The sequence below is a fragment of the Kitasatospora misakiensis genome (assembly GCF_042656005.1).
GTDB classification, from domain to species: Bacteria; Actinomycetota; Actinomycetes; order Streptomycetales; family Streptomycetaceae; genus Kitasatospora; species Kitasatospora misakiensis.
In genome coordinates, this window is record NZ_JBHSOF010000014.1 from 83,869 (window position 1) to 106,270 (window position 22,402).

Annotated in this window: 19 protein-coding genes and 3 tRNA genes; 9 read left to right on the forward strand and 13 right to left on the reverse strand. The window is 73.6% G+C overall.

All coding sequences use genetic code 11. The features are described 5' to 3' along the window. Positions 1–70: 70 nt before the first annotated feature. Positions 71–1,978, forward strand: coding sequence for a DNA primase (gene dnaG / locus ACFP3U_RS13775; RefSeq protein ID WP_380225756.1), 1,908 nt, complete (start codon positions 71–73; stop codon positions 1,976–1,978). Positions 1,979–2,117: 139 nt separating this feature from the next. Continuing rightward, positions 2,118–3,344, forward strand: coding sequence for an RNA polymerase sigma factor (locus ACFP3U_RS13780; protein ID WP_380225757.1), 1,227 nt, complete (start codon positions 2,118–2,120; stop codon positions 3,342–3,344). 33 nt (positions 3,345–3,377) lie between these two features. On the opposite strand, the gene ACFP3U_RS13785 is transcribed toward ACFP3U_RS13780, so the two are convergent. The 4 genes from ACFP3U_RS13785 to ACFP3U_RS13800 form a co-directional block, all read right to left on the reverse strand. Further along, positions 3,378–4,493 (reverse strand): helix-turn-helix domain-containing protein, encoded by a 1,116-nt coding sequence (locus ACFP3U_RS13785; RefSeq protein WP_380225758.1) that lies wholly within the window; start codon positions 4,491–4,493, stop codon positions 3,378–3,380. A 447-nt stretch (positions 4,494–4,940) separates the two neighbouring features. Beyond that, complete coding sequence (locus tag ACFP3U_RS13790) at positions 4,941–6,344, reverse strand: glutamate decarboxylase (RefSeq protein WP_380225759.1); 1,404 nt, start codon at positions 6,342–6,344, stop codon at positions 4,941–4,943. Between the two features lie 120 nt (positions 6,345–6,464). Beyond that, positions 6,465–7,898 carry an FGGY family carbohydrate kinase gene (locus ACFP3U_RS13795; protein WP_380225760.1) on the reverse strand — a complete coding sequence of 478 codons (1,434 nt, stop codon included), beginning with the start codon at positions 7,896–7,898 and terminating at the stop codon, positions 6,465–6,467. Between the two features lie 142 nt (positions 7,899–8,040). Continuing rightward, positions 8,041–8,337 (reverse strand): hypothetical protein, encoded by a 297-nt coding sequence (locus ACFP3U_RS13800; protein ID WP_380225761.1) that lies wholly within the window; start codon positions 8,335–8,337, stop codon positions 8,041–8,043. Between the two features lie 247 nt (positions 8,338–8,584). Here ACFP3U_RS13800 and ACFP3U_RS13805 point away from each other — a divergent pair. Both ACFP3U_RS13805 and ACFP3U_RS13810 read left to right on the forward strand, forming a co-directional pair. Next, positions 8,585–8,660 (forward strand) — tRNA-Asn (locus tag ACFP3U_RS13805). 56 nt (positions 8,661–8,716) lie between these two features. Then, positions 8,717–8,789: transfer RNA gene (locus tag ACFP3U_RS13810), tRNA-Asn, on the forward strand. A 153-nt stretch (positions 8,790–8,942) separates the two neighbouring features. Here ACFP3U_RS13810 and ACFP3U_RS13815 read toward each other — a convergent pair. Next, complete coding sequence (locus ACFP3U_RS13815; RefSeq protein WP_380225762.1) at positions 8,943–9,689, reverse strand: trypsin-like serine peptidase; 747 nt, start codon at positions 9,687–9,689, stop codon at positions 8,943–8,945. Between the two features lie 285 nt (positions 9,690–9,974). Between ACFP3U_RS13815 and ACFP3U_RS13820 the strand changes: the two genes are divergently transcribed. Together ACFP3U_RS13820 and ACFP3U_RS13825 are read left to right on the forward strand one after the other, a co-directional pair. Further along, positions 9,975–10,048 (forward strand) — tRNA-Ile (locus ACFP3U_RS13820). Between the two features lie 196 nt (positions 10,049–10,244). After that, on the forward strand, positions 10,245–11,183 hold the full coding sequence (locus ACFP3U_RS13825) for a 1-aminocyclopropane-1-carboxylate deaminase/D-cysteine desulfhydrase (RefSeq protein ID WP_380225763.1): 939 nt from the start codon (positions 10,245–10,247) through the stop codon (positions 11,181–11,183). Between the two features lie 23 nt (positions 11,184–11,206). Here the strand turns inward: ACFP3U_RS13825 and ACFP3U_RS13830 are convergent, their stop codons facing one another. Next, positions 11,207–12,751: an LCP family protein gene (locus ACFP3U_RS13830; protein ID WP_380225764.1), complete on the reverse strand. Its 1,545-nt coding sequence runs from the start codon at positions 12,749–12,751 to the stop codon at positions 11,207–11,209. A gap of 149 nt (positions 12,752–12,900) precedes the next feature. Further along, positions 12,901–13,365, reverse strand: a complete 465-nt coding sequence (locus ACFP3U_RS13835; protein WP_380225765.1) for a MarR family winged helix-turn-helix transcriptional regulator — start codon at positions 13,363–13,365, stop codon at positions 12,901–12,903. Positions 13,366–13,455: 90 nt separating this feature from the next. Here ACFP3U_RS13835 and ACFP3U_RS13840 point away from each other — a divergent pair, with 90 nt between their 5' ends. After that, positions 13,456–14,496 carry an NADP-dependent oxidoreductase gene (locus ACFP3U_RS13840; RefSeq protein WP_380225766.1) on the forward strand — a complete coding sequence of 347 codons (1,041 nt, stop codon included), beginning with the start codon at positions 13,456–13,458 and terminating at the stop codon, positions 14,494–14,496. 384 nt (positions 14,497–14,880) lie between these two features. Beyond that, on the forward strand, positions 14,881–15,375 hold the full coding sequence (locus ACFP3U_RS13845) for a DUF3145 domain-containing protein (protein WP_030310141.1): 495 nt from the start codon (positions 14,881–14,883) through the stop codon (positions 15,373–15,375). A gap of 103 nt (positions 15,376–15,478) precedes the next feature. On the opposite strand, the gene fabF is transcribed toward ACFP3U_RS13845, so the two are convergent. The 5 genes from fabF to ACFP3U_RS13870 form a co-directional block, all read right to left on the reverse strand. Then, positions 15,479–16,744: a beta-ketoacyl-ACP synthase II gene (fabF, locus tag ACFP3U_RS13850; RefSeq protein WP_380225767.1), complete on the reverse strand. Its 1,266-nt coding sequence runs from the start codon at positions 16,742–16,744 to the stop codon at positions 15,479–15,481. 142 nt (positions 16,745–16,886) lie between these two features. Then, the gene (locus tag ACFP3U_RS13855) at positions 16,887–17,129 is read right to left on the reverse strand and encodes an acyl carrier protein (RefSeq protein WP_030310143.1); all 243 of its coding nucleotides are present in this window, start codon (positions 17,127–17,129) and stop codon (positions 16,887–16,889) included. 79 nt (positions 17,130–17,208) lie between these two features. Further along, a complete protein-coding gene (locus ACFP3U_RS13860) occupies positions 17,209–18,258 on the reverse strand; it encodes a beta-ketoacyl-ACP synthase III (protein ID WP_380225768.1) in 1,050 nt (349 codons plus the stop codon). Further along, entirely contained in the window at positions 18,255–19,205 is a 951-nt protein-coding gene (locus ACFP3U_RS13865; RefSeq protein ID WP_380225769.1) for an ACP S-malonyltransferase, read from the reverse strand. Before ACFP3U_RS13865 ends, ACFP3U_RS13860 begins: the two co-directional genes overlap by 4 nt. A gap of 90 nt (positions 19,206–19,295) precedes the next feature. Further along, complete coding sequence (locus ACFP3U_RS13870; RefSeq protein ID WP_380225814.1) at positions 19,296–20,492, reverse strand: PucR family transcriptional regulator; 1,197 nt, start codon at positions 20,490–20,492, stop codon at positions 19,296–19,298. Positions 20,493–20,709: 217 nt separating this feature from the next. Between ACFP3U_RS13870 and ACFP3U_RS13875 the strand changes: the two genes are divergently transcribed. Then, positions 20,710–21,486 carry a pirin family protein gene (locus tag ACFP3U_RS13875; protein WP_380225770.1) on the forward strand — a complete coding sequence of 259 codons (777 nt, stop codon included), beginning with the start codon at positions 20,710–20,712 and terminating at the stop codon, positions 21,484–21,486. Positions 21,487–21,521: 35 nt separating this feature from the next. Here the strand turns inward: ACFP3U_RS13875 and ACFP3U_RS13880 are convergent, their stop codons facing one another. Further along, a complete protein-coding gene (locus tag ACFP3U_RS13880) occupies positions 21,522–22,355 on the reverse strand; it encodes a serine hydrolase domain-containing protein (protein WP_380225771.1) in 834 nt (277 codons plus the stop codon). Between the last annotated feature and the right edge of the window lie 47 nt (positions 22,356–22,402).

Genomic DNA, 22,402 nt, shown 5'->3' on the forward strand with positions numbered 1-22,402 from the left:
ACTCCGGCTGCCGGAGGAGCCGCCCGGTCGGGGCCCCCGCGCGACCCGGTCGCCCCAGTAGACTTCCGGGGTGGCCGGGCGGATCAGGGACGAAGACGTACAGGCGGTGCGGAGCGCACTGCCGATCGACGCGGTGGTCGGCGACTACGTACAGCTGACCAACGGTGGCGGCGGCGAGTACAAGGGGGTCTGCCCCTTCCACGACGAGAAGTCCGCCTCCTTCTACGTCAACCCCTCCAAGGGCGTCTTCCACTGCTTCGGCTGCCAGGAGAACGGCGACACCATCGCCTTCCTGATGAAGATCGAGCACTTCACCTTCGCCGAGGCCGTCGAGCGGATGGCCGCCCAGGCCGGCATCACCCTGCGCTACGAGGAGGGCGGCTACAGCCCCCGCCACCAGCAGGGCGAGCGCACCCGCCTGGTCGAGGCGCACAAGGTGGCCTCCGCCTGGTACCAGGAGCAGCTGACCTCGCCCGAGGCCGAGATCGGCCGCCGCTTCCTGGCCGAGCGCGGCTTCGACGAGGAGGCCGCCCGGACCTTCGGCGTCGGCTACGCCCCGGTCGGCTGGGAGCACTTGGTGCGCTACCTGCGGGGCAAGGGCTTCTCGGACAAGGAGATCCTGCTCGGCGGCCTGGCCTCGCAGGGCCAGCGCGGCGGACTGATCGACCGGTTCCGGGGGCGGCTGGTCTGGCCGATCCGGGACATCGCCGGCGAGGTGGTCGGCTTCGGCGCCCGGCGGCTGCGCGAGGACGACAACGGGCCGAAGTACCTCAACACCCCCGAGACGCCGATCTACAAGAAGTCGCACGTGCTCTACGGCATCGACCTGGCGAAGAAGGAGATCGCGAAGTCGGGCCGGGCGGTGGTGGTCGAGGGCTACACCGATGTGATGGCCTGCCACCTGGCCGGGGTCACCTCCGCCGTGGCCACCTGCGGCACGGCCTTCGCCGAGGACCACATCAAGATCATCCGCCGGCTGCTGATGGACACCTCGCAGTACCGCGGCGAGACCGTCTTCACCTTCGACGGCGACGCCGCCGGCCAGAAGGCCGCCCTGCGGGCCTTCGAGGACGACCAGAAGTTCGCCGCCAAGACCTCCATCGCGGTCAGCCCCGGCGGCATGGACCCGTGCGAGCTGCGCCTGGCCAAGGGCGACGACGCGGTCCGCGAACTGATCGACAACCCCGTCCCGCTCTTCGAGTTCGCGCTGGGCTCGGCCGTCGCCAAGCACCGGGTGGACACCCCCGAGGGCAGGTCGGCGGCCCTGGAGGAGGCGGCGCCGATCGTCGCCAGGATCAAGGACCGCTCGATCCAGCACGAGTACGCCGTCCGGCTGGCCGGCATGCTGGGCATCCTGGACGAGCCGTTCGTCGTCCGCCGGGTGGCGCAGCTGGCCCGCTGGGACCGCGAGCGCCAGCAGAACCCCCGGGCCAACGGCCAGCTGCGCCGCGCCGAACCGCCGCAGCCGGTCCGCCCGGCCCGGCCCGCCTTCGTGCTCAACCCGCGCGACCCGGCCCAGTTCGTCGAGCGCGAGCTGCTCAAGCTGGCCCTCCAGCACCCGGACCTGGTCGCGCCGGCCTTCGACAACTACGGCGAGGACGAGTTCCCCACCCCGCCGTACACCGCCGTGCGCCGGGCCGTCGGCCAGGCCGGCGGCGCCGCGTACGGGGCCACCCTGGCCGACTTCACCGCCGTGGTGCGCGAGGCGTGCCCGGACGACCGGGTGCGCTCGCTGGTCACCGAGCTGACCGTGGAGCCGGTGCGTTCGCGCCGCAAGGTGGACGCCGTCTACGCGGGGGAGTTCCTGGTCAAGCTGCGGATGCTGGCCGTGGACCGGCGGGTCGACGAGGTCCGCGCCCACCTCCAGCGGCTCGGCAACCGCGCTGCCCCGGAGGAGCTGCACGCGGTGCAGACCGAGCTGTGGCAGCTCCAGCAGTACGGGCAGTCCCTGCGCAGCGGCGGCGCCGCCGCGCTCTAGGCGCGCTGCAGCCGGGCGGTGGCCCGCGTTCAGAAAGTCCGCGCACGAGTCTCGGCCACGGAGTGTGGCGTGCCGCACACTGGAGGGCGTCCTGCCTCCTACAGCGCGGGTCCGCCAGAGTCGCGCCCGCCCAGAGGGGATGCCCGTGGACCGAGGCCTCGCCGCGACCGCCCAGCCGACCACCGACCCGCTCGCCCCGCCCCCGCCGTACGACACCGCCGACCCGGCGGAGGACCACGGCCGGGCGGGGGCGCCGCTCGCGGACGGCGCGCGCGTGACCGCCCAGGGCCGCCCGCCCGGGCACCCCGACGCCCAGGGGGCGGACGAGCCCGAGGACGCCGACGACTCCGGGGCCGGCGCCGACGGGGACGACAGGGACGACCGGGACGACAGGGACGACCGGGAGGAGCCCGAGGGCGCCGCCGGCCGGGGGCGGACGGGCGTCGACCCGAGCGCGCCGGCTGCCGACCTGCTCCGCCAGTACCTCCGCGAGATCGGCCGGATCCGACTGCTCACCGCCGCCGAGGAGGTCGACCTGGCCCGCCGGATCGAGGCCGGGCTGTTCGCCGAGGAGCGGCTGCACCGCGAACCGCCGCCGCCCGACCGGCTGGCCGGTGAACTCGGCACCCTGGTGGTGATCGGCCGGCGCGCCAAGCGCCGGCTGATCGAGGCGAACCTGCGGCTGGTGGTCTCCGTCGCCAAGCGCTACATCGGCCGCGGCCTCACCCTGCTCGACCTCGTCCAGGAGGGCAACCTCGGGCTGATCCGGGCGGTGGAGAAGTTCGACTACACCCGGGGCTACAAGTTCTCCACCTACGCGACCTGGTGGATCCGCCAGGCGATGAGCCGCGCACTGGCCGACCAGGCCCGCACGATCCGGGTGCCGGTGCACGTCGTCGAACTGATCAACCGCGTGGTGCGGGTGCAGCGCTCGCTGCTCCAGGAAAGCGGGACGGAACCGGGCCCGGCCGACATCGCGACGGCCCTGGAGCTCACCGAGGAACGGGTGCGCGAGCTGCTCCGCCTCGCCCAGGAGCCGATCTCCCTGCACACCCCGGTCGGCGAGGAGGACGACGTCGCGCTCGGCGACCTCATCGAGGACGCCGACGCGGCCTCACCCGCCGAGTCGGCCGCCTTCCTGCTGCTGCGCCAGCACCTGGAGGCGGTGCTGGCCACCCTCGGCGAGCGCGAGCGCCAGGTGGTCCAGCTCCGGTACGGCCTGGACGACGGGCGGGCCCGCACGCTGGAGGAGATCGGCGTGCTGTTCGGGGTGACCCGGGAGCGGATCCGCCAGATCGAGTCGAAGACCCTGGTCAAGCTCCGCGACCACGCCTTCGCCGCCCAGCTCCGGGGCTACCTGGAATAGCGCGGTCACCCGGAGCAGCGGCCTGGCGGCGGCTCAGCTCGTCGGCGCCGGCGTCGGCGTCGGCGCCGCGGACGGGTCGGTGGTCGCCGCCGGCGGGGAGGCCGGGCCGCTCGGGATCGGGGTGTTGGCGACCACCCGGGCCAGGTCGGTGATGCTGCTGGTGCAGGAGGCGCCCTCCGGCTGGGCCTGCTTGCCGCAGACCTGGAGGCTGACCGTCGGGTTGCCCGCGTTCACCATCGACGAGTAGTTGTCGTACCCCCAGTGGATCAGCGCCGTCTCCGACTCGCCGGCACTGGTGGTGATGGTCGCCTGGTCGCCGGGCTGGCCCTCGGTGATCGCGGCCCAGGCCGCCTGGCACTTCTGGCTGTAGCGGAGGTAGACGACGACCTTGCCGATGTTGGTGGTCAGCAGGGTCCGGGCGTCGCCACCGCAGCCGGCGGCCCTGGGGTCCTTGTGCGCGCAGCCGAGGGCCTGACAGGCCGGGGTCGCCGGGGCGGGGTTGGCGGGCACCGCGGGCGCCGAGGCGGCTGAGGCGGCCGGGGAGACCGTGCCGCCGGTCGCCGAGGCGGAGGGCAGCAGGGTGGCCGCGGTCGGTCCGACGGCGTCCTCGTCCGCGGGGGAGAAGTACCGCACCCCGGCGAGGGCCAGCAGCAGCACCGCCACCGCCGAGGCCGCGGCCAGGGCCACGGAGCGGCCCAGTGTCGGGCCGGTGGGCTTGGCGGGAGCGGGCGCGGCCTCGGCCCGCACGACCGTTCCGGGCTCGGAAGCCTCGGAAGCCTCAACAGTCTCAAGGATCCCCGAGGATTCAACGGCCTCGGCGGCCTCGGGTGCCGCCTCCGCCTCCGCCTCCGCGTCCGCGCCTGGTGCCGTCGCGTCGCTCGCCGCCGCCTCGGCCGCGGTCAGGTTCCAGAGCCTCCGCAGCCGCGGGCCGTCGCACTCGACGGCGCCGATCAGCGCGTCCAGCGCCTGCTCGGTGATGACCCGCTTGCCGTTCAGCCAGCGCTCCCAGGAGGCCCGGCTGTAGTGCGTCCGGGCGGCCAGCTCGGAGAGCGAGAGCCCGGTCGTGTCCTTGACGGCGCGCAGCTCTTCCGTGAGGCGCCTGGCAGGGTCGGACAGGTCGTCGGGCAGCTGCTTCCAGGCGGAACCCATGCGGTCTCTTCCAAACGTGCGAGGCGGGCGGGGCGGCGGTGCTGGAGCGCCGGTGCCTGCGGGGCACCGATCCGGGCCCGAGTGGGCGTGTCCGTGTCTCAAACATCAACGGCCCGGTGTCCCAATACCCAGGTCCTGGCGCTGAGACGGACGGAAGTGTCTCACAACCCCGCGAAGCGCTCGAACATTCATGTGCTTGTCGGGCAGTGTTCTCCCCACCGGAGCGGTTCGCCGCCCGGATCCTGGTCCGGGCACCGCAGTTGCGGGCCCGGCGCCTGTCACTCCCTGACCCCACCGTTCCGTGGCAGCCTCACGGGGGGAGGCTGCCCCGGAACGCAGGGACGTACGGCGGGGAGGGCGTCTCAAGCCGCCCTCCCCGCCGCGACCACCCTCGCGCGACCACCGGCCCAGCCAGCGACGTCAGCGACGTCAGCGACGTCAGCGACGTCAGTGGTGGAAGGCCGTCCGGGTCGGCACCCCGAGGTCCTTGAGCGGGACCGGCTGGCGGCGCAGCTCCGGCAGCAGCCGTTCGAGGTCGCCGAGCAGCAGGTCCGCGAGGTCGCGGGAGAACCCGTTGCGGCAGACCACCCGCAGCACCGCGAGGTCCTCCCGGTTCGCCGGGAAGGTGTACGCGGGCACCTGCCAGCCGCGCTCGCGCAGCCGCCGCGACACGTCGAACACGTCGAACGGCACCTCGTCCGTGGTGGTGAACGCGAACACCGGCAGCTCGTCACCCCGAGTCAGCAGCCGGAAGCCGCCCAGCTCCGCGATCTCCCCGGCCAGGTAGCCGGCCACCTGCCGGCAGGCGCCCTGGACGGCCCGGAAGCCGGCCCGGCCGAGCCGCAGGAAGGTGTAGTACTGCGCGACCACCTCGGCGCCGGGCCGGGAGAAGTTCAGCGCGAAGGTCGGCATCTCGCCGCCCAGGTAGTTGACCTTGAAGACCAGCTCCTCGGGCAGCGCCTCGTGGTCCCGCCAGAGCGCCCAGCCGACGCCCGGGTAGACCAGCCCGTACTTGTGGCCGGAGGTGTTGATGGAGGCGACCCGGGGCAGCCGGAAGTCCCAGGCCAGGTCCTCGTCCAGGAACGGCGCGACCATGCCGCCGGAGGCGCCGTCCACGTGCACCGGCACGTCCAGGCCGGTGCGCCGCTGGAGGTCGTCGAGCGCGGCGCAGATCTCCGCCACCGGCTCGTAGGAGCCGTCGAAGGTCGAGCCGAGCACGCCGACCACGCCGATGGTGTTCTCGTCACAGAGCTCCGCCGCCTGCTCGGGGCCGAGGTGGAAGCGCTCGCCGTCCATCGGCGCGGTGCGGGCCTCGACCTCCCAGAAGGTGCAGAACTTGTCCCAGCAGACCTGCACGTTGATGCCCATCACCAGGTTGGGCCGGGCGCCGGCGGCGTAGCGGTGGGCGTTGCGGCGCATCCAGCGGCGCTTGAGCGCGAGACCGGCCAGCATGCAGGCTTCGCTGGAGCCGGTGGTGGAACAGCCGACGGCGGCGTCCGGGTCGGGGGCGTGCCACAGGTGGGCGAGGATCGACACGCAGCGCCGCTCCAACTCGGCGGTCTGCGGGTACTCGTCCTTGTCGATCATGTTCTTGTCGAGGCACTCGGTCATCAGCCGGGTGGCCTGCTCCTCCATCGAGGTGGTGACGAAGGTCGCCAGGTTGAGCCGCGCGTTGCCGTCCAGCAGCAGTTCGTCGTGGATCAGCTGGTACGCCGTGTCGGCCGGGACGGGGCCGTCGGCGAGCCGGTGCAGCGGGGGCGACAGCTCCATCGTGCCGAGCGGATCGGCGGTGCCGAGGAACGGGCCGACGCTCAGCCGGCGGTCGTCACCGGTGCCCTTGTGCAGTGCCATGGGGATCAGCCGCCCTTCCGTCCGGTGGCCGCGTCGCCTCCCACGCTGCCACCGCACGCCGGGCGGCGCATCCGGACCGGTGCGGCGCTGCGGCAGCCGTGCGGGCCTCGGACGGCGGTCTCAGGCCGCCGTCTCCGGGTGGATCTGGTCGCGGGCGGCCCGGTACTGCTGACGGACCGCCGAGCCGACCGCCGGGTCGTGCTCGGCGTCCGGGGCCACGGTGACCGCCTCCGGCAGCTCCCAGTCCGGCGGCTCGGGAGTCCCGGCCAGCGCCCAGGCCGCCTGCCGGGCCGCGCCGCGCGCCGCGTGCGCACCGGGCGGCGGGACGACCACCGGGACGCCGAACAGCTGCGGCGCGATGTGCCGTACGGCCTCCAGCCGCCCCGCGGCGCCCAGCAGGAAGACCCGCTTCACCTCGACGCCGCGGGCGCGCAGCACGTCCAGGGCGTCCGCGGTGTTGCAGAGCATGCCCTCGACGGCGGCGCGGGCCAGGTGCTGCGGGGCCATCGACTCGGCCCGCATCCCGGTCAGGGTGCCGGCCGCGTGCGGCAGCGCGGGCGTCCGCTCGCCGTCGAGGTAGGGGAGCAGCACCAGCCCGTACGAGCCGGGGGAGGACTGCATGGCGAGGTCGCTGAGGCCCTCCAGGTCGCGGCCGAGCAGGGCGGCGGTCGAACGGAGCACCTGGGCGGCGTTCAGGGTGGCGACCATCGGCAGGTGGCGGCCGGTGGCGTCGGCGAAGGAGGAGACCAGCCCGGTGGCGTCCACCACGGCCTGCTCGTGCACCGCGAAGATCGTCCCGGAGCTGCCGAGCGAGACCACCGCGTCACCGGGGCCGAGGCCGAGGCCGAGCGCGGCGGCCATGTTGTCGCCGGTGCCGGCCGAGATCAGCAGGCCCTCGGGGGTGTGCCCGGCGGGTTCGGCGGGGCCGAGCACGTCCGGCAGCTTCAAGGCGTGGCCCAGCGCCAACTCGACCAGGTCCTGCCGGTACTCGCCGGTGATCGGGGACCAGTAGCCGGTGCCGGAGGCGTCACCCCGGTCGGTGGTGCGGCGCCTGGGGTGGCCGAGCAGCTGCCAGACCAGCCAGTCGTGCGGCAGCAGCACCTCGGCGATCCGCCGGGCGTTGGCCGGCTCGAACTCGGCGAGCCAGCGCAGCTTGGCGACGGTGTACGTGGGGCCGGGGACGGCGCCGATCGCCGCCGTCCAGGCCGCGGGGCCGCCCAGCTCGTTCAGCAGGGCCGCGGCGGCGCCGCTGGCGCGCGGGTCGTTCCACAGGATCGCCGGCCGGACCAGTACGCCGCCGGCGTCCAGGCCGATCATGCCGTGCTGCTGCGCGCTGACGCCGATCGCCCGGACGCCCTCCAGCAGGCCGCCGGCCGCGGCGTCGCCGAGGGAGTGCAGCCAGATCTGCGGATCGGCCTCGCCGGGCCGGGTCTCCGGGTCCTCCGGTACGGGGTGCGGGGCCTTGCCGGAACGCAGGACGGCGCCGGTGGCGGAGTCGCACGCGACGATCCCGGTGCGCCCGGTCGAGCTGTCTATCCCCGCGACGATGGCCATAGTCGAGATCATGCCTCAGCGGGCGTCCGGACGCGGCCCGCCCGGGCAAGTGTTGCCCGTTCGGTACCGCGCCCGGGAGCCCTCGTCCGGCCGGGCCCCGGCGCCGTTGCCGCTGGCCCGACGGGACGGTTCGGGACGGCGGTCAGGGGCGGAAGGTGCCCCAGGCGTCGTCCTCCTCGGTCTTGGGTCGGTTGAAGTACGGCACCCGGTCGGTGACGGCGTTCGGCAGTCGGTCGCCGACCTTCTCGGCGACGGCCCCGGCGGCCTTGCCGGCGACCGCGCCGGCCTGCTGCCGGGCCTTGTCCGTCGCGCCCTGCACCTTGGGGTTCTGGGCGACCTGCCGGCTGATCCTGGCGATCTGCTCGTACCGCTGGCGCCCCGCCCGCGTGCCCAGGACGTAGCCCGCTGCGAGTCCGACGCCGAACGACAGCTTCCACATGGTCGGATTCCACCCTCTCCTGGCGGCCATTGCCGCATTGCCCTACCCGTCTGTCGGGACGGTGAACCTTCGGTGACCCCAGCATCCCCGGACGGTGCCCCGGGCGCGCGGGGAGCGCACCCGGCGGGGCCCGCCCGGGCCGGCCGGGGAAAGCGATTGGCGGACCACCCCCCCGAGTGCGCTAATGTATGTCCCGCAGCGAGCGCCGAGGAGCCCGGGAGACCGGGGGCCGGAGCGGGAAGCTCGATCCCCCATAGCTCAATTGGCAGAGCAGCCGACTGTTAATCGGCAGGTTATTGGTTCGAGTCCAATTGGGGGAGCCAGGGTGGCGGCCTCCGGGCCCATCACCCGTACGTGGTACGTGTGTTGTGTACTGCGGTCCCGCATAGCTCAATTGGCAGAGCAGCCGGCTGTTAACCGGCAGGTTTTTGGTTCGAGTCCAAATGCGGGAGCTGCGCCGGGTTCGCCCGGTGACTGCTCAGAGCGAAGGCCCCTCGGTAGACCGGGGGGCCTTCGTGTTGCCCGGGTCCGTCCAGGGGCCGCCCGGGGTCCGCCGATGCCGATGCCGATGCCGAGGTCAGGGCGTCAGGACGCCGTGAGCCGCCTCACCCGAGGGCCTGCTGGTACAGCTCGGCGACCCGTTCGTCGAAGGTGATGCTGTACGAGGTGTCCGGCGTCGTGCCGCCCTCCTGGTAGCCGCCGATCACCCCGATCACCCGGCCGTTGGTGGTGAGCCACGGGCTGCCGCTGGTGCCGTCGGTGTAGCCGCCGCAGTCGAACCGCTCCTGGGTCGGGCTCTGTGACGCGGTCAGCCCCGAGCAGGTGATCGGCTCGTCGCGCTCGTTGGGGTAGCCGGTGACCGAGACCGCCAGCCCGAAGCCCTGGTCGGTGCCGAGCGGGTTGCCGCCGACGGCGTCCTCGACCTGTTGGCCGTTCACCGGGCGTACGGTGACGAAGGCCACGTCGTACTCGGGGTCGTCGTCGGCCTCCCAGCGCGGATCGACGGTGACCGACTCCACCGGCCAACTCCCGTACGGCGAGTACCCGTTGCGGTAGCCGGGAGTGAAGACCAGGCCGTCCAGCAGGCCGATCCGGCGGCTCTGCACGCAGTGCGCGGCGGTCACCAGCAGATTGCGCCGCGGGCTCCGCACCACGCTCGCCGTGCACGCCCTGGGGCCCTGCGAGGTGTGCACGGAGAGGGTGCCGATCCGGTCCCAGGCCGGGTTCTGCGGGGCCACCGCGGCCGTCCGCCCGCCCTCGCCCCCGCCGCAGGCGATGGCGGCGGCCAGCAGCAGGGCCGCCACGGCGACCGTCTGGGCCGCGCGCGCGGTCCGAACCGGGCGGGAGGGCATCGGTGCTCCGTCTGGTCCTCGGGGCGGTCGCGGCCGGTCACGCGTTCGCCGTTCGTGAGCAAGATCTACCAGGCCGGGCGCGGCCGCGCCACTGTCGCCCGCGCGCCTCGCCCCCGCGCCCACCGGACCGCTGACCGGCCGTCCGTCCGGGTCGGCCGCCCCGGTCCGCACCCGTGTGCGCCCCCGGCGCGCACCACGGGTGATCGACCGGCTATGCTGCCCGGGACGGCCTTTCGGGGCCGTCTGCTGCTGCCGCGACCGACCTTCCGTCGCGCACTGCGAACCGGGGCGGTAGCTCAGCCGGTTAGAGCAGGGGACTCATAATCCCTTGGTCGTGGGTTCGAGTCCCACCCGCCCCACCTCTCACACCCGCGCGAGCGGCCCCTGGCTGGGAAAACCCTAGGGGATCGGGCTCACCGGCAGCTCGCGACGCGCCGGAATTCACCCGGACGATGCCGCTCCCGGGACATCCTCCCCTCCCCCGTCGCGCCGTCACCCCGTCTGTCCCGTCCGCCCGCGGCCGGGCCCGGTCCGGTGCCTTCGTATCCTGGGCGGATGCTCGAAGCCGCCCGTCTGCCGACCCCGCTCGTCGACTGCACCGACGAGGTGCTCGCCCGGGCGGGGGTGGAGCTGCGGCTCAAGCGGGACGACCTGGTGCATCCGCTGGTGCCGGGGAACAAGTGGCGCAAGCTGGGGCCCAATCTGGAGCTGGCCCTGCGGGAGGGGCACCGCCGGTTGCTGACCTTCGGCGGGGCGTACTCGACGCACCTGCGGGCGGTGGCGCTGGCGGCGCGCGCCTCGGGGCTGTCGAGCGTGGGGCTGGTGCGCGGCGAGGAGCTGGCGCGGGCGCCGCGGAACTGGTCGCTGCGGGCCGCGGAGGAGGCCGGCATGGAGCTGGTCTTCCTCTCCCGCGCCGAGTACCGGGAGGCGGCCGGACGGGGCGCCGAGGGTGCCGGGGGCGCCGGGGGCGGCCTCGGGGAGGCGGAGCTGCGGCGGCGCTGGGGGCCGTGCCTGGTGCTGCCCGAGGGCGGCTCCAACGCCCTGGCGGCGCGCGGCGCCGAGGCGGTCGTGGCGGAGCTGGACGGCCTCGGGGAGCGGGACGTGGTGTGCTGCCCGGTCGGCACCGGCGGCACGCTGGCCGGGATCGCGGCCGGGCTGCCACCGGGGGCGCGGGCGCTGGGCGTGGCGGTGCTGCGCGGCGGCGAGGGCTACCTGGAGGGCGAGGTGGCCCGGCTGCACCGGGAGGCGTACGGGCGGGAGTTCGGCGGCTGGCGGATCGACCACGGGCACCACGGCGGCGGGTACGGCCGGGTGCCGGCCGCGCTGGAGGAGTTCGCGGCCGGATTCGAACGGCGGCACGGTATCGCCCTGGAGCGTCGCTATGTGGCCAAGCTGCTGGCCGCCGTCCACGACCTCGCCGGGGCGGGCGCCTTCCCGCCCGGCACCCGGCTGACCGCCGTGGTCACCGGCCTGCCCGACCCGGTCGTCCCGTAGACCCCTGAGACCCGGGGCGGGCCTCAGCCGAAGGTGAGGTTGGCGCAGGGGTCGGTGTCGGCGTTGCGGCTGTTCTCGGCGATGGCGCTGGGGACGCCGGTGGGCAGCGGGCCGCTCGGGGCGGCGGACGGGGCGCCGGGGGCGGGTTCGGCGAGCGGCCCGGTGGGGGCCGCGGTGGGGCGGAAGTCGCGGCCGAGGGTGACGGTGACGCCCTCCGAGCCCGGCTCCTCGGTCGTCCGGGCGCCCGGGAAGAGCGTGGCGAGCTGCTCGGCGACGGCCTTGAACGGCGGGTCGTAGGCGATCTCGGTGCGCAGTCGGCCGCCCGTGGTGGCCCCGAGGGAGACGTTCTGGAAGCCCTGGGCGCGGATCGCCGCGGCGCCCCGGCCGGCGAGTCCGTCGGTGCCGACGCCGTTGACCACGGTGATCGGGGTGGCGAGCTGCTCGGCGGTCAGCGGGGTGGCGGCCGGCGAGGGGGAGGCGGAGGCGGCGGCGGGGTCGGTCGCGGCGGGCGACGGGCCGCCAGTCGCGCCGTCCGGGAGCTGCCCGGTGCTCTGGCCGTCCAGGGTGCGGTCCTCGCGCAGCAGCCGCCACAGGGTGTCCACGTCGGGGTGGACGAGGTCGACCCGGCCCTTCTGGACGATCGAGAACCGCCAGGGGGCGGTGACGAAGGTGATGTCGGACAGCTTGATCTGCTGGAGCGACTGCGCGAAGTCGACCAGCTTCATCGCGGTGCCGAGGCCCTCGTCGACGGTGAGCGAGCGGGTGGCGGCGTCCGCGAGCGGGAGCAGGGTCGGCAGCGAGAAGCCCTGGGACTGGATCTTGCGGATCATCGAGGAGAGGAAGGCCTGCTGGCGCTTCATCCGGCCGATGTCGGAGTTGTCGCCGAAGCCGTAGCGGGCGCGCAGGTAGTCGACGGCCGGCTGCCCGGCGATCTTCTGCAGACCCTTCCGGAGCTTGATGTTGTGCGAGTTGACGTCGTTGGGGACGCAGACGTCCACGCCGTTGATGGCGTCGGTCATCGCGGCGACGCCCTTGAAGTCGACCACGATGGTGTGGTCGACGCGCAGACCGGTGAGCGCCTCGACGGTGTTCTGGGTGCAGGCCGGGTTCCCCTTGGCGGACTCGCCGACGGTGAAGGCCTCGTTGAACATCTGGTTGGTCCGCGGCTTGGTCCAGTCGCCGCTGGGCAGCCGGCAGGACGGGATGGTGACCAGGGAGTCGCGGGGGATCGAGACGCCGACGGCGTGCTTCCGGTCGGCGTAGACGTGCAGCAGGATCGCGGTGTCGGAGTGGCCCACCCCCTCCTCGCCGCCGCCGAGGTCGGCGTTGCCGTCGTTGCGGGTGTCCGAGCCGAGCAGCAGGACGTTGACGGGCACCGAGGCGCCGGGGGCGGTGGGCACCGGCGCGGGCGGGCGCTCGGTGGCGACGCCGCCGGCGTCGAAGGTGGTGATGTTGGTGTCGAGCCGGTGGTAGAACCAGGCTCCGGCACCGGCCACGGACAGCACCAGGACGGCCGCGAGTCCTATGACGGTCCGTATGACACGCCGACGGCGCGAGCTGCCGCTCATCCTTCCCGCCCCCCCGTCTTCCGCTCCGGGAGCCACCTGTGCCGCCGGGTGGCGGGCGGGTGTCTCGTTCTCGAACGTTAGACGTTTCGGGGGAGTGTTCGGTTACCTCCGGTAGGCGGCCAATTCCACCACCGGAGCTGTGATGCTGCTCACGCGCCGGGGCCGGTGGCGCCGGTGAGCATCCGGCGGAGCAGGTCGCGCAGCTGGGTCCGCTCGTCGGGGCCGAGCGCGGCCAGCGGCTCGCGGGCGAAGTTCAGCGACTCGCGGAGCTCCTCGGAGGCGGTGGCCCCGGTGCCGGTGGCGGCGACCAGCTTGACCCGGCGGTCCTGCAGGTCGGGCTGGCGGGTGACGAAGCCGCGGGTCTCCAGCCGGTCGACGATCCCGGTGATGTTCGAGGGCTCGCAGCTGAGCGTCTGGGCGATCTGGCGCATCGGCATGGGTCCGCGTCGCAGCAGTGCGAGGACCTTGGCCTGCGCTCCGGTGAGCGAGCGGGCGGCGGCGGCCTCCTCGTACTCGCGGTGGAAGAGCGCGACCAGGTTGGCCATGAGATCGACGACCTCGCGGGTGATCTCGTCGGGCTGGGGGGCGGTGGCCCGGGTCGGCTGGGTGTCCATGACTTCCATGCTACCTGAACATTTGACAAGGTGAACCTTTCATGTCCATTGTTACTTCACCGACTCAACCTTTCACGTGAGGAGATCGCCATGGCTGCCGAGCCGACCGCGCCGGAGGCGCCCGCCACCGCCCGTGAGTGGCACCTCGCCGCCCGCCCCGAGGGTTGGCCGGTCCCGACCGACTTCGCCCTCGTCGAGGCGCCGGTCCGGACCCCCGGCCCGGGCGAGATCCTGGTCCGCAACACGGCCCTGTCCGTCGACCCCTACATGCGCGGCCGGATGAACGACGCGAAGTCCTACATCCCGCCGTTCCAGCTCGGCGCGGTCATGGACGGCGGCGCCGTCGGTTACGTGGTCGCCTCCGGCGACGAGGGCTTCGCCCCGGGCGACGCGGTGCTGCACGGGCTCGGCTGGCGCGAGTACGCCACCCTGCCGGCGAAGCACGCCGTCAAGGTGCCGGAGATCGAGGGCGTCCCGCTCTCCGCCTACCTCGGCGTGCTCGGCATGCCCGGCCTGACCGCCTACGCGGGCCTGCTGGCGGTCGGCGAGCTCAAGGAGGGCGACCGGGTCTTCGTCTCCGGCGCGGCCGGCGCGGTCGGCTCGATGGTCGGCCAGATCGCGAAGCTCAAGGGCGCCTCGCTGGTGGTCGGTTCGGCCGGCTCGGCGGAGAAGGTCGCCCAGCTGACCGAGGAGTACGGCTTCGACGCCGCCTTCAACTACAAGGACGGCCCGGTCGGCGAGCAGCTCGCCAAGGCCGCCCCGGAGGGCATCGACCTCTACTTCGACAACGTCGGCGGTGAGCACCTGGAGGCCGCGATCAGCGCGCTGGGTGTGTACGGCCGGGCCGTGCTGTGCGGCGCCATCGCCCAGTACAACAACACCACCGCGGCGCCCGGCCCGCGCAACCTGGCGATGATCATCGGCAAGCGGCTGCGCCTGGAGGGCCTGCTGGTCAGCGACCACAACGCGCTGCAGCCGCAGTTCATCGCCGAGGTCGGAGGCTGGCTGCAGGCCGGCGAGCTGCGCTTCGCGGAGACCGCGGTGGACGGCTTCGAGAACACCCCGGAGGCCTTCGTGGACATGCTGCGCGGTGCCAACACCGGCAAGATGGTGGTCCGCCTGGACGGCTGACGCCGCCTCAGCGTCCCACTTCTACCCCGTTTTCACCCGCTTCCGCCTCGCACCGGCCTCCTGTTCCGGTGCGAGGCGGTTTGCGTACCCGGCGGAGGGGATCCGGCCGCACTACCGCATTCCGGCCGGATCCGAAAGTGCGTCAACCATGGTGCGGGGCGGCGCGGTACGGTGGGTCCCGCCTGGCGATGGGGCCGTTCGGGGGAGAGATCCGACCGAGGGGTGGACCTCGTTGCGGATTCGACTAGCATTGAGCGAAAGCCTGTCCGTTTTGCTCAATTTAGTGGCTTAATGTCGGCTAACGTGGGTAACTGTGGATCAACTACGGGCACGAACGCGAGGCAGCTGGGGAAGGCGACCCTCGTCCACAGCCTGGAGGTCCCGGTGACGACACGTGGAGTCCTGTACGTCCACTCCGCGCCCCGCGCGCTGTGCCCGCACGTCGAGTGGGCCGTCGCGGGGGTGCTCGGTGTGCGGGTGAGCCTGGACTGGATCCGCCAGCCCGCCGCGCCCGGACACTGGCGCGCCGAGCTCTCCTGGCAGGGTGAGCCCGGTACGGCCTCGAAGCTCGCCTCCGCGCTGCGCGGCTGGCAGCTGATGCGGTACGAGGTCACCAGCGAGCCCTGTGCCACGGCCGAGGGCGAGCGCTACAGCAGCACACCCTCGCTCGGCATCTTCCACGCCGTCACGGGCATCCACGGCGACATCCTGATCCCCGAGGACCGGCTGCGCGCCGTCCTGCTGCGCGCCCGCAGCGAGGGGGCGGACCTGGAGGCCGAGATCGCCATGCTGCTCGGCAAGCCCTGGGACGACGAACTGGAGCCCTTCCGCTACGCCGGGGAGGGCGCCCCGGTGCGCTGGCTGCACCAGGTGGTCTGAACCGGTCCTTATTTGAACCGGCCGCAGGACAGCGGAAAGGGGGCCGACGCTCGTGATCGAGCGCCGGCCCCCTCGCCGTGGCGTCCGGTGCGGACGGCCGGGGTCAGCGGGTGCGGAAGGCCAGCACCACGTTGTGGCCGCCGAAGCCGAACGAGTTGTTCAGCGCGGCGATCCGGCCCTCGGGCAGGGCGCGGGGCCCGCCGCGGACGATGTCCGCGTCCACGTCGTCGTCCAGCTCGTCGACGTTGATGGTCGGCGGGGCGACGCGGTGGTACAGCGCCTGCACGGTGGCGACGGTCTCGATGCCGCCGGCGCCGCCCAGCAGGTGGCCGGTCATCGACTTGGTCGCCGAGACGGCGATGTGGTCGAGGTCCTCGCCCAGCTCCTTGCGGAGCGCCTTCAGCTCGGCGGTGTCACCCTGCGGGGTCGAGGTGGCGTGCGCGTTGACGTGCACGATCTCGGCCTTGTCCAGCTGGTTGCGCTCGAACAGGTCGGCCAGCGCGCGGGCCACACCGGCACCGGTCGGCTCGGGCTGGGCGATGTGGTGGGCGTCCGAGGACAGGCCCTGGCCCACCGCCTCGCAGTAGATGCGGACGCCGCGGGCCTCGGCGTGCTCCACGGACTCCAGCACGACCACGCCGGCGCCCTCGCCCAGCACGAAGCCGTCACGGCCCTTGTCATACGGGCGGGAGGCGCGCTCGGGGTCGTCGTTCTTCTTGGACATCGCCATCATGTTGGCGAACGCGGCGATCGGCAGCGGGTGGATCGCCGCCTCGGTGCCGCCGGCCACCACGACGTCGGCGCGGCCGGTGCGGATCATCTCGATCGCGTAGCCGATCGCCTCGGCGCCGGAGGCGCAGGCGGAGACGGGGGTGTGCACACCCGCGCGGGCGCCGACCTCCAGGCCGACGTTGGCCGCCGGGGAGTTCGGCATCAGCATCGGGACGGTGTGCGGGGAGACCTTGCGGGCGCCCTTGTCCTTCAGCACGTCGTACTGGTCGAGCAGGGTGGTGACGCCGCCGATGCCGGAGGCGATCACGGCGCCCAGGCGCTCCGGGGCCAGCTTGGAGGACTCGTCGGTGGCCGGGGTCTCGAAACCGGCGTCGGCCCAGGCCTCGCGGGCGGCGATCAGCGCGAACTGCGCCGAGCGGTCCAGCTTGCGGGCCAGCGGACGGGGGAGGATCTCGCCCGGCTCGACGGCGGTGCGCGCGGCGATCCGGACGGGCAGGTCGGCGGCCCACTCCTCGGTCAGGGCAGCCACCCCGGAGCGCCCGGCGAGCAGGTTCTCCCAGGTGGTGGCGGCGTCGCCGCCCAGCGGCGTGAAGGCGCCGATACCCGTGACGACCACGGTACGGTTTTCAACGGTCACTGGATCTTCTTCTCTCACGTTCGTGCGGGGTCGGCGGCGGCCGAAGGTGGGCCCGGCCGGGCGCCCGGTGGGGCGTCCCGGCCGGCGGGTCGGCCGACCCGCGGGGAGTCGGCCGATGTCAGGCGTCGAACGAGTCGATCGCTCAGGCGTTGGTGAGGATGTAGTTCACCGCGTCGCCGACGGTCTTCAGGTTCTTGACCTCGTCGTCCGGGATCTTGACGTCGAAGCGCTCCTCGGCGGCCACGACGACCTCGACCATGGACAGCGAGTCGACGTCCAGGTCATCGGTGAAGGACTTGTCGAGCTCGACGTCCTCGGTCGGGATGCCGGCGATCTCGTTGACGATCTCCGCGAGACCTTCCAGGACCTCGTCCTTGGTAGCCATACTGGCTGCTCCTCTTCGGTGTTGAATGCGGCCGCCGGGCGGACGGACGCAGGTTTGTGGGTGGATCGGGCGAAAACGCCTAGGGGAGCGTAACGACTGCCGCGGCGTACACGAGACCCGCCCCGAACCCGATGATCAGGGCGAGGTCGCCGCTGCGGGCCTCACCGCTCTCCAGCATGCGCTCCATCGCCAGCGGGATGGAGGCCGCCGACGTGTTCCCGGTCTCCGCGATGTCACGCGCGACCGGCACGGACTCGGGAAGCTTCAGCGCCTTGATCATGGCGTCGGTGATCCGCATGTTGGCCTGGTGCGGGATGAACGCGCCGAGCTGGTCGGCGGTGATCCCGGCGGCGTCGAGTGCCTGCTGGGCCACCTTGGCCATCTCCCAGACGGCCCAGCGGAAGACCGTCTGGCCCTCCATCCGCAGGGCCGGCCACTTACTGCGGCCGTCCTCATGGGCCTCGCCGGCGCCGTTGATGGCGTCCTCCTTGGCGAAGGCGGTGTCCCAGGCCTCGGTCTGCGAGATGACGTCCTTCTGCGAGCCGTCCGAGCCCCAGACGACCTTGCCGATGCCGGGGGTGTCGGACGGGCCGACGATCGCGGCGCCCGCGCCGTCGCCGAAGATGAACGCGGTCGAACGGTCCGAGGTGTCGGTCAGGTCGCTGAGCCGCTCCACGCCGATCACCAGCACGTACTCGGCGCTGCCGCCGCGCACCATGCCGTCGGCCAGGCCCAGGCCGTAGCCGAAGCCGGCGCAGGCGGCCGAGATGTCGAAGGCCGGGGCGGTGCCGCAGCCGAGCCGCTCGGCGATCTCGGTGGCGACGGCCGGGGTCTGCTTGAGGTGCGAGACGGTCGCGACGATCACGCCGCCGATCCGCGCCGGGTCGATCCCGGACTGCGCGATCGCCTTGCCGGCGGCCTGCACCGACATCTCGGCGACCGACTCCTCCGGGCCGGCCCAGCGGCGCTCGGCGATCCCGCTACGGGTGCGGATCCACTCGTCCGAGGACTCGATCCAGGTCAGCACCTCGGCGTTCGGGATCACCCGCACCGGCCGGTAGCCGCCCACACCGTGGATGCGCGAGTACCGCGCACCGGTGACGGGACGGATCTGGGGGGTGTTGCTCATGCCTGCTGCTCCTGCTGCTGACCGCCGTGCTCCGCGACGAGCTCGCGGGCCTTGTCCAGATCGGCGGGGGTCTTGAGGGCAAGCGTCGCCACACCCTTGAGGTTGCGCTTGACCAGTCCGGTGAGGGTGCCCGCCGGAGCGAGCTCGATGACGGCGGTCGCGCCCAGCCGCTGGAGGGTCTCCATGCAGAGGTCCCAGCGGACCGGGTTGGAGACCTGCGACACCAGCCGGCTCAGCACCTCGGCACCGGAGGCGACGACCGCGCCGTCCTGGTTGGAGACGTAGGCGAGCTCGGGGTCGGCGACCGTCAGGGTCGGGGCCAGCCTGGACAGCCGCTCCACGCCGGGGGCCATGTGGGAGGTGTGGAACGCCCCCGCGACCTTCAGCGCGACCAGGCGTGCCCCGGCCGGCGGGTCCTCGCGCAGCGCGTCCAGCTGCGGCAGGGTGCCGGCCGCGACGATCTGGCCGCCGCCGTTGTTGTTGGCCGCGGTCAGGCCGTGTTCCGCCAGCTTCGCGGCGACGACCTCGGGGTCGCCGCCGAGCACGGCGATCATGCCGGTCTCGGTGGCCGCGGCCGCCTCGGCCATGGCCAGGCTGCGCTCGCGGACGAAGGCGAGCGCGTCGCGCGCGCTCAGCACTCCGGCACCGGCGGCGGCGGTGATCTCGCCGACGCTGTGGCCGGCCACGGCACCGACCAGCCCGCGGGCGGCCTTCTCGTCCGGGAACAGCGCGCGGGCGGTCACCAGTCCGGCGGCGACCAGCAGCGGCTGCGCGACGGCGGTGTCCTTGATCTCCTCGGCGTCCGCCTCGGTACCCGCGCGCACGAGGTCGAGTCCGGCGACCTCCGACCAGTTGCGGAGGCGGTCGGCGACACCGTCCAGCTCCAGCCAGGGGCTGAGGAAACCGGGGGTCTGGGCACCCTGTCCAGGGGCGACGATTACGAGCACGGTTCAACCCTCTCTCGCCAGGCGCCCGGGGGCGGGTAGGCGACGGTAACGAAGAAAAGCATCCGGGATTGTAAGGTCCCTACAGCGTGGTCAGCTTGACTCCCCGGCGGCCGCGAGCCGCCCCAGCGCCAGTGCGATACGCAGGGTGAAGGCCGAACGCACGTCGGAGGGAGCGTAGCCCGTGACGTCGGTCACACGTCGGAGCCGGTAGCGCACCGTGTTGGGGTGGACGAAGAGCATTCGGGCGGCACCCTCCAGGGAGGACGCCTGCTCCAGGTAGACACTCAAGGTCTCCAGGAGTGCCGAGCCCGCCTCGTCCAGCGGTGTGTAGATCTCCTCCACCAGCTGGCGCCGGGCCGCGTGGTCCCCGGCCAGCGCCCGCTCCGGCAGCAGGTCGTCCGCCAGCACCGGCCGCGGGGCGTCCGGCCAGGCCGCGCAGGCCCGCAGACCGGCTGCGGCGGCGTGCGCCGAGCGGGTCGCCGAGAGCAGGTCCGGCACGGTCGGGCCGACCACCACCGGACCGGGCGCGAACTGGCCGATCAGCGCCCGGGCCGCGTGCACCGGCTCCTTGTCGCCGCCCACCACGACCACCAGGCGCTTGCCCAGCACCCCGGTCAGCACGTGCAGCTTGGCGTACCGGGCGGCCCGGCGGATCGCCTCCACCACGAGTTCGCTGTCGCCGTCCGGAGCGGAGCCCACCACCACCCGGACCTGGTTCGGCTGGCCCCAGCCGAGCGCGGCGGCGCGGGACAGCACGCCCTCGTCGGCGTCGCCGGAGAGCAGCGAGTTGACCACCAGCGCCTCCAGCCGGGCGTCCCAGGCGCCCCGGGCCTCGGCGGCCTGGGCGTACACCTGGGCGGTGGCGAAGGCGATCTCCCGGGCGTAGACCAGGACCGACTCGCGCATGTCGGCCTCGTCGCCGGGGGCGGCCACCTCCTCGATGGCCTCCTCCATCACCTCGATGGTGGTGCGGATCAGCTCGACCGTCTGGCGCAGGGTGATCGCCCGGGTCAGCTCGCGCGGCGCGGTGCCGAAGACGTCGGTCGAGATCGCCTGCGGGGCGTCCGGCTTGCGGTACCACTCGGTGAAGGCGGCGATACCGGCCTGGGCGACCAGGCCGATCCAGGACCGGTGCTCCGGCGGCATCCGCCGGTACCAGCCGAGCTGGTCGTCCATCCGGGCGATCGCGGCGGAGGCGAGCTTGCCGGAGGACTTCTCCAGCCGCTTGAGGGTCGCGGCCCGGCGCTCGGCGCGCTCGGCGGCGAGCCGGCGCTCCTGCGCGGTCAGGCGCGGTGCCGCCCGGCCGGGCCGGTCTCTCCCGGCGCCGGGCGTCGGGCTCTTCCCGGTCCGGTCGGGATTGGCGGTGGGATCGCTCTTGGAGTTCGCGGAAGCGGCTGGCACAGGGACAAGACTGCCTCACCGGAGTGACTGCTCGTGCACAGCCCCCGGTGGACGGGTGGGGTGGTGAGCGTCACACCGCCGGAACTGCCACTACGGTGGGCCCGTGACCGATGCCCCCGCCCGCCCCCGCGCCGACCTGCGCCGGACCGCCGAGCGTTACCGCTCGACCCCCGCCGAGGGGGTCGAGACCAGGCACGCGTTCTCCTTCTCCGGGCACTACGACCCGAAGAACACGCACTTCGGCGCACTGCTGGCGTGCAACGAGGAACTGCTCGCGCCCGGCGCCGGGTTCGACGAGCACAAGCACCGGGACACCGAGATCCTCACCTGGGTCCTGGAGGGCGCGCTGGCCCACCGGGACTCGCGGGGGCACGGCGGGGTGGTGCGGCCCGGCATGATCCAGCACCTGGGCGCGGGCTCCGGCGTCACCCACACCGAGCGGAACATCGGCGGCGCGGACGGCCCGGTCCGCTTCGTCCAGATGTGGCTCCAGCCGGACGTCCTCGACGCGCCGCCGGTGTACGGGCTGCGCGGGGTGGAACGGGCGGCCGACGGGTTGACGCTGCTCGCCTCCGGGCTGGCGCGGGACGCCGGCACCCCGGCGCTGCGGCTGCGGCGGGGCGACGCCGCGCTGTGGCTGGTGACCGCCGGGCCGTGGCAGCCGCTGCCGGAGCTGCCGGCCGCCGCCTACCGCTACGCGCACCTGACGACCGGCTCGCTCGGCTACCGGACGGTGCCCGGGCCGCAGGGCGGGGGCCGTTCGATGGTGCCCGGCGACAGCGTGCGGATCACCGGGGACGCCTTCGCGGCGCCGACGGCCGGCGAGACCGGCGCGGAGCTGCTCCTGTGGGAGATGCACTCGCCGGTCTCGTACGGCTGACCGGCCCGCGTGGTCCCGCCGGACCTCCGGACCCGTCAGCCCCGGACTTCGGCGAGGACGGCGTCGGAGAGGACCGGCCAGACCTCGGCGGCCCACGGCCCGAAGCCGAGGTCGGTGAGCGCGACGCAGGCCACCCCCGCCTCCGGGTCCACCCACAGGAAGGTGCCGGACTGGCCGAAGTGGCCGAAGGTCGCCGGGGAGTTGGTGGTGCCCGTCCAGTGCGGGGCCTTGCCGTCGCGGATCTCGAAGCCGAGGCCCCAGTCGTTCGGCCGCCGGTGCCCGAAGCCGGGCAGGACGCCGCCGGTGCCCGGGAAGGCGACCTCGCGGGTGGCGGCGCGCAGCGTGCTCGGGTCGAGCAGCTTGGGCGACTGCAGCTCGGCGGCGAACCGGGTGAGGTCGGCGACGGTGGAGAGGCCGCCGGCCCCGGCGGGGGTGCGGTGCGCGGTGTTGATCAGGGTGGCGTGCATGCCGAGCGGCTGGAACACGGCCTCGGCGGCGTACCGGCCGAACTCGATGCCCGCGGCCTGCTCCAGGGTCCGCGCCAGCACGTCGAAGCCGGCGTTGGAGTAGAGCCGGCGGTTGCCGGGCTCGGCCATCACCCGGTGCTCGTCGAAGGCCAGGCCCGAGGTGTGGGCCAGCAGGTGCCGGACGGTCGAGCCCTCGGGCCCGGCCGGGTCGTCCAGCTCGAAGACGCCCTCCTCGACCGCGACCAGCACGGCGTACGAGGTGAGCAGCTTGGTCACCGACGCCAGCGGGAACAGGTGCTCCTGCGGCCCGTGCGCGCCCAGTACCGCGCCGTCCGCACCCCGGACGACGGCCGCCGCCGCGTGTGGCACCGGCCAGCTCTCGATCTTCCGCAAGCTCTCCATGGGGCCCGACTCTAACCGGGCCGGCGGGCCCGGCGGGATGGCAGGCT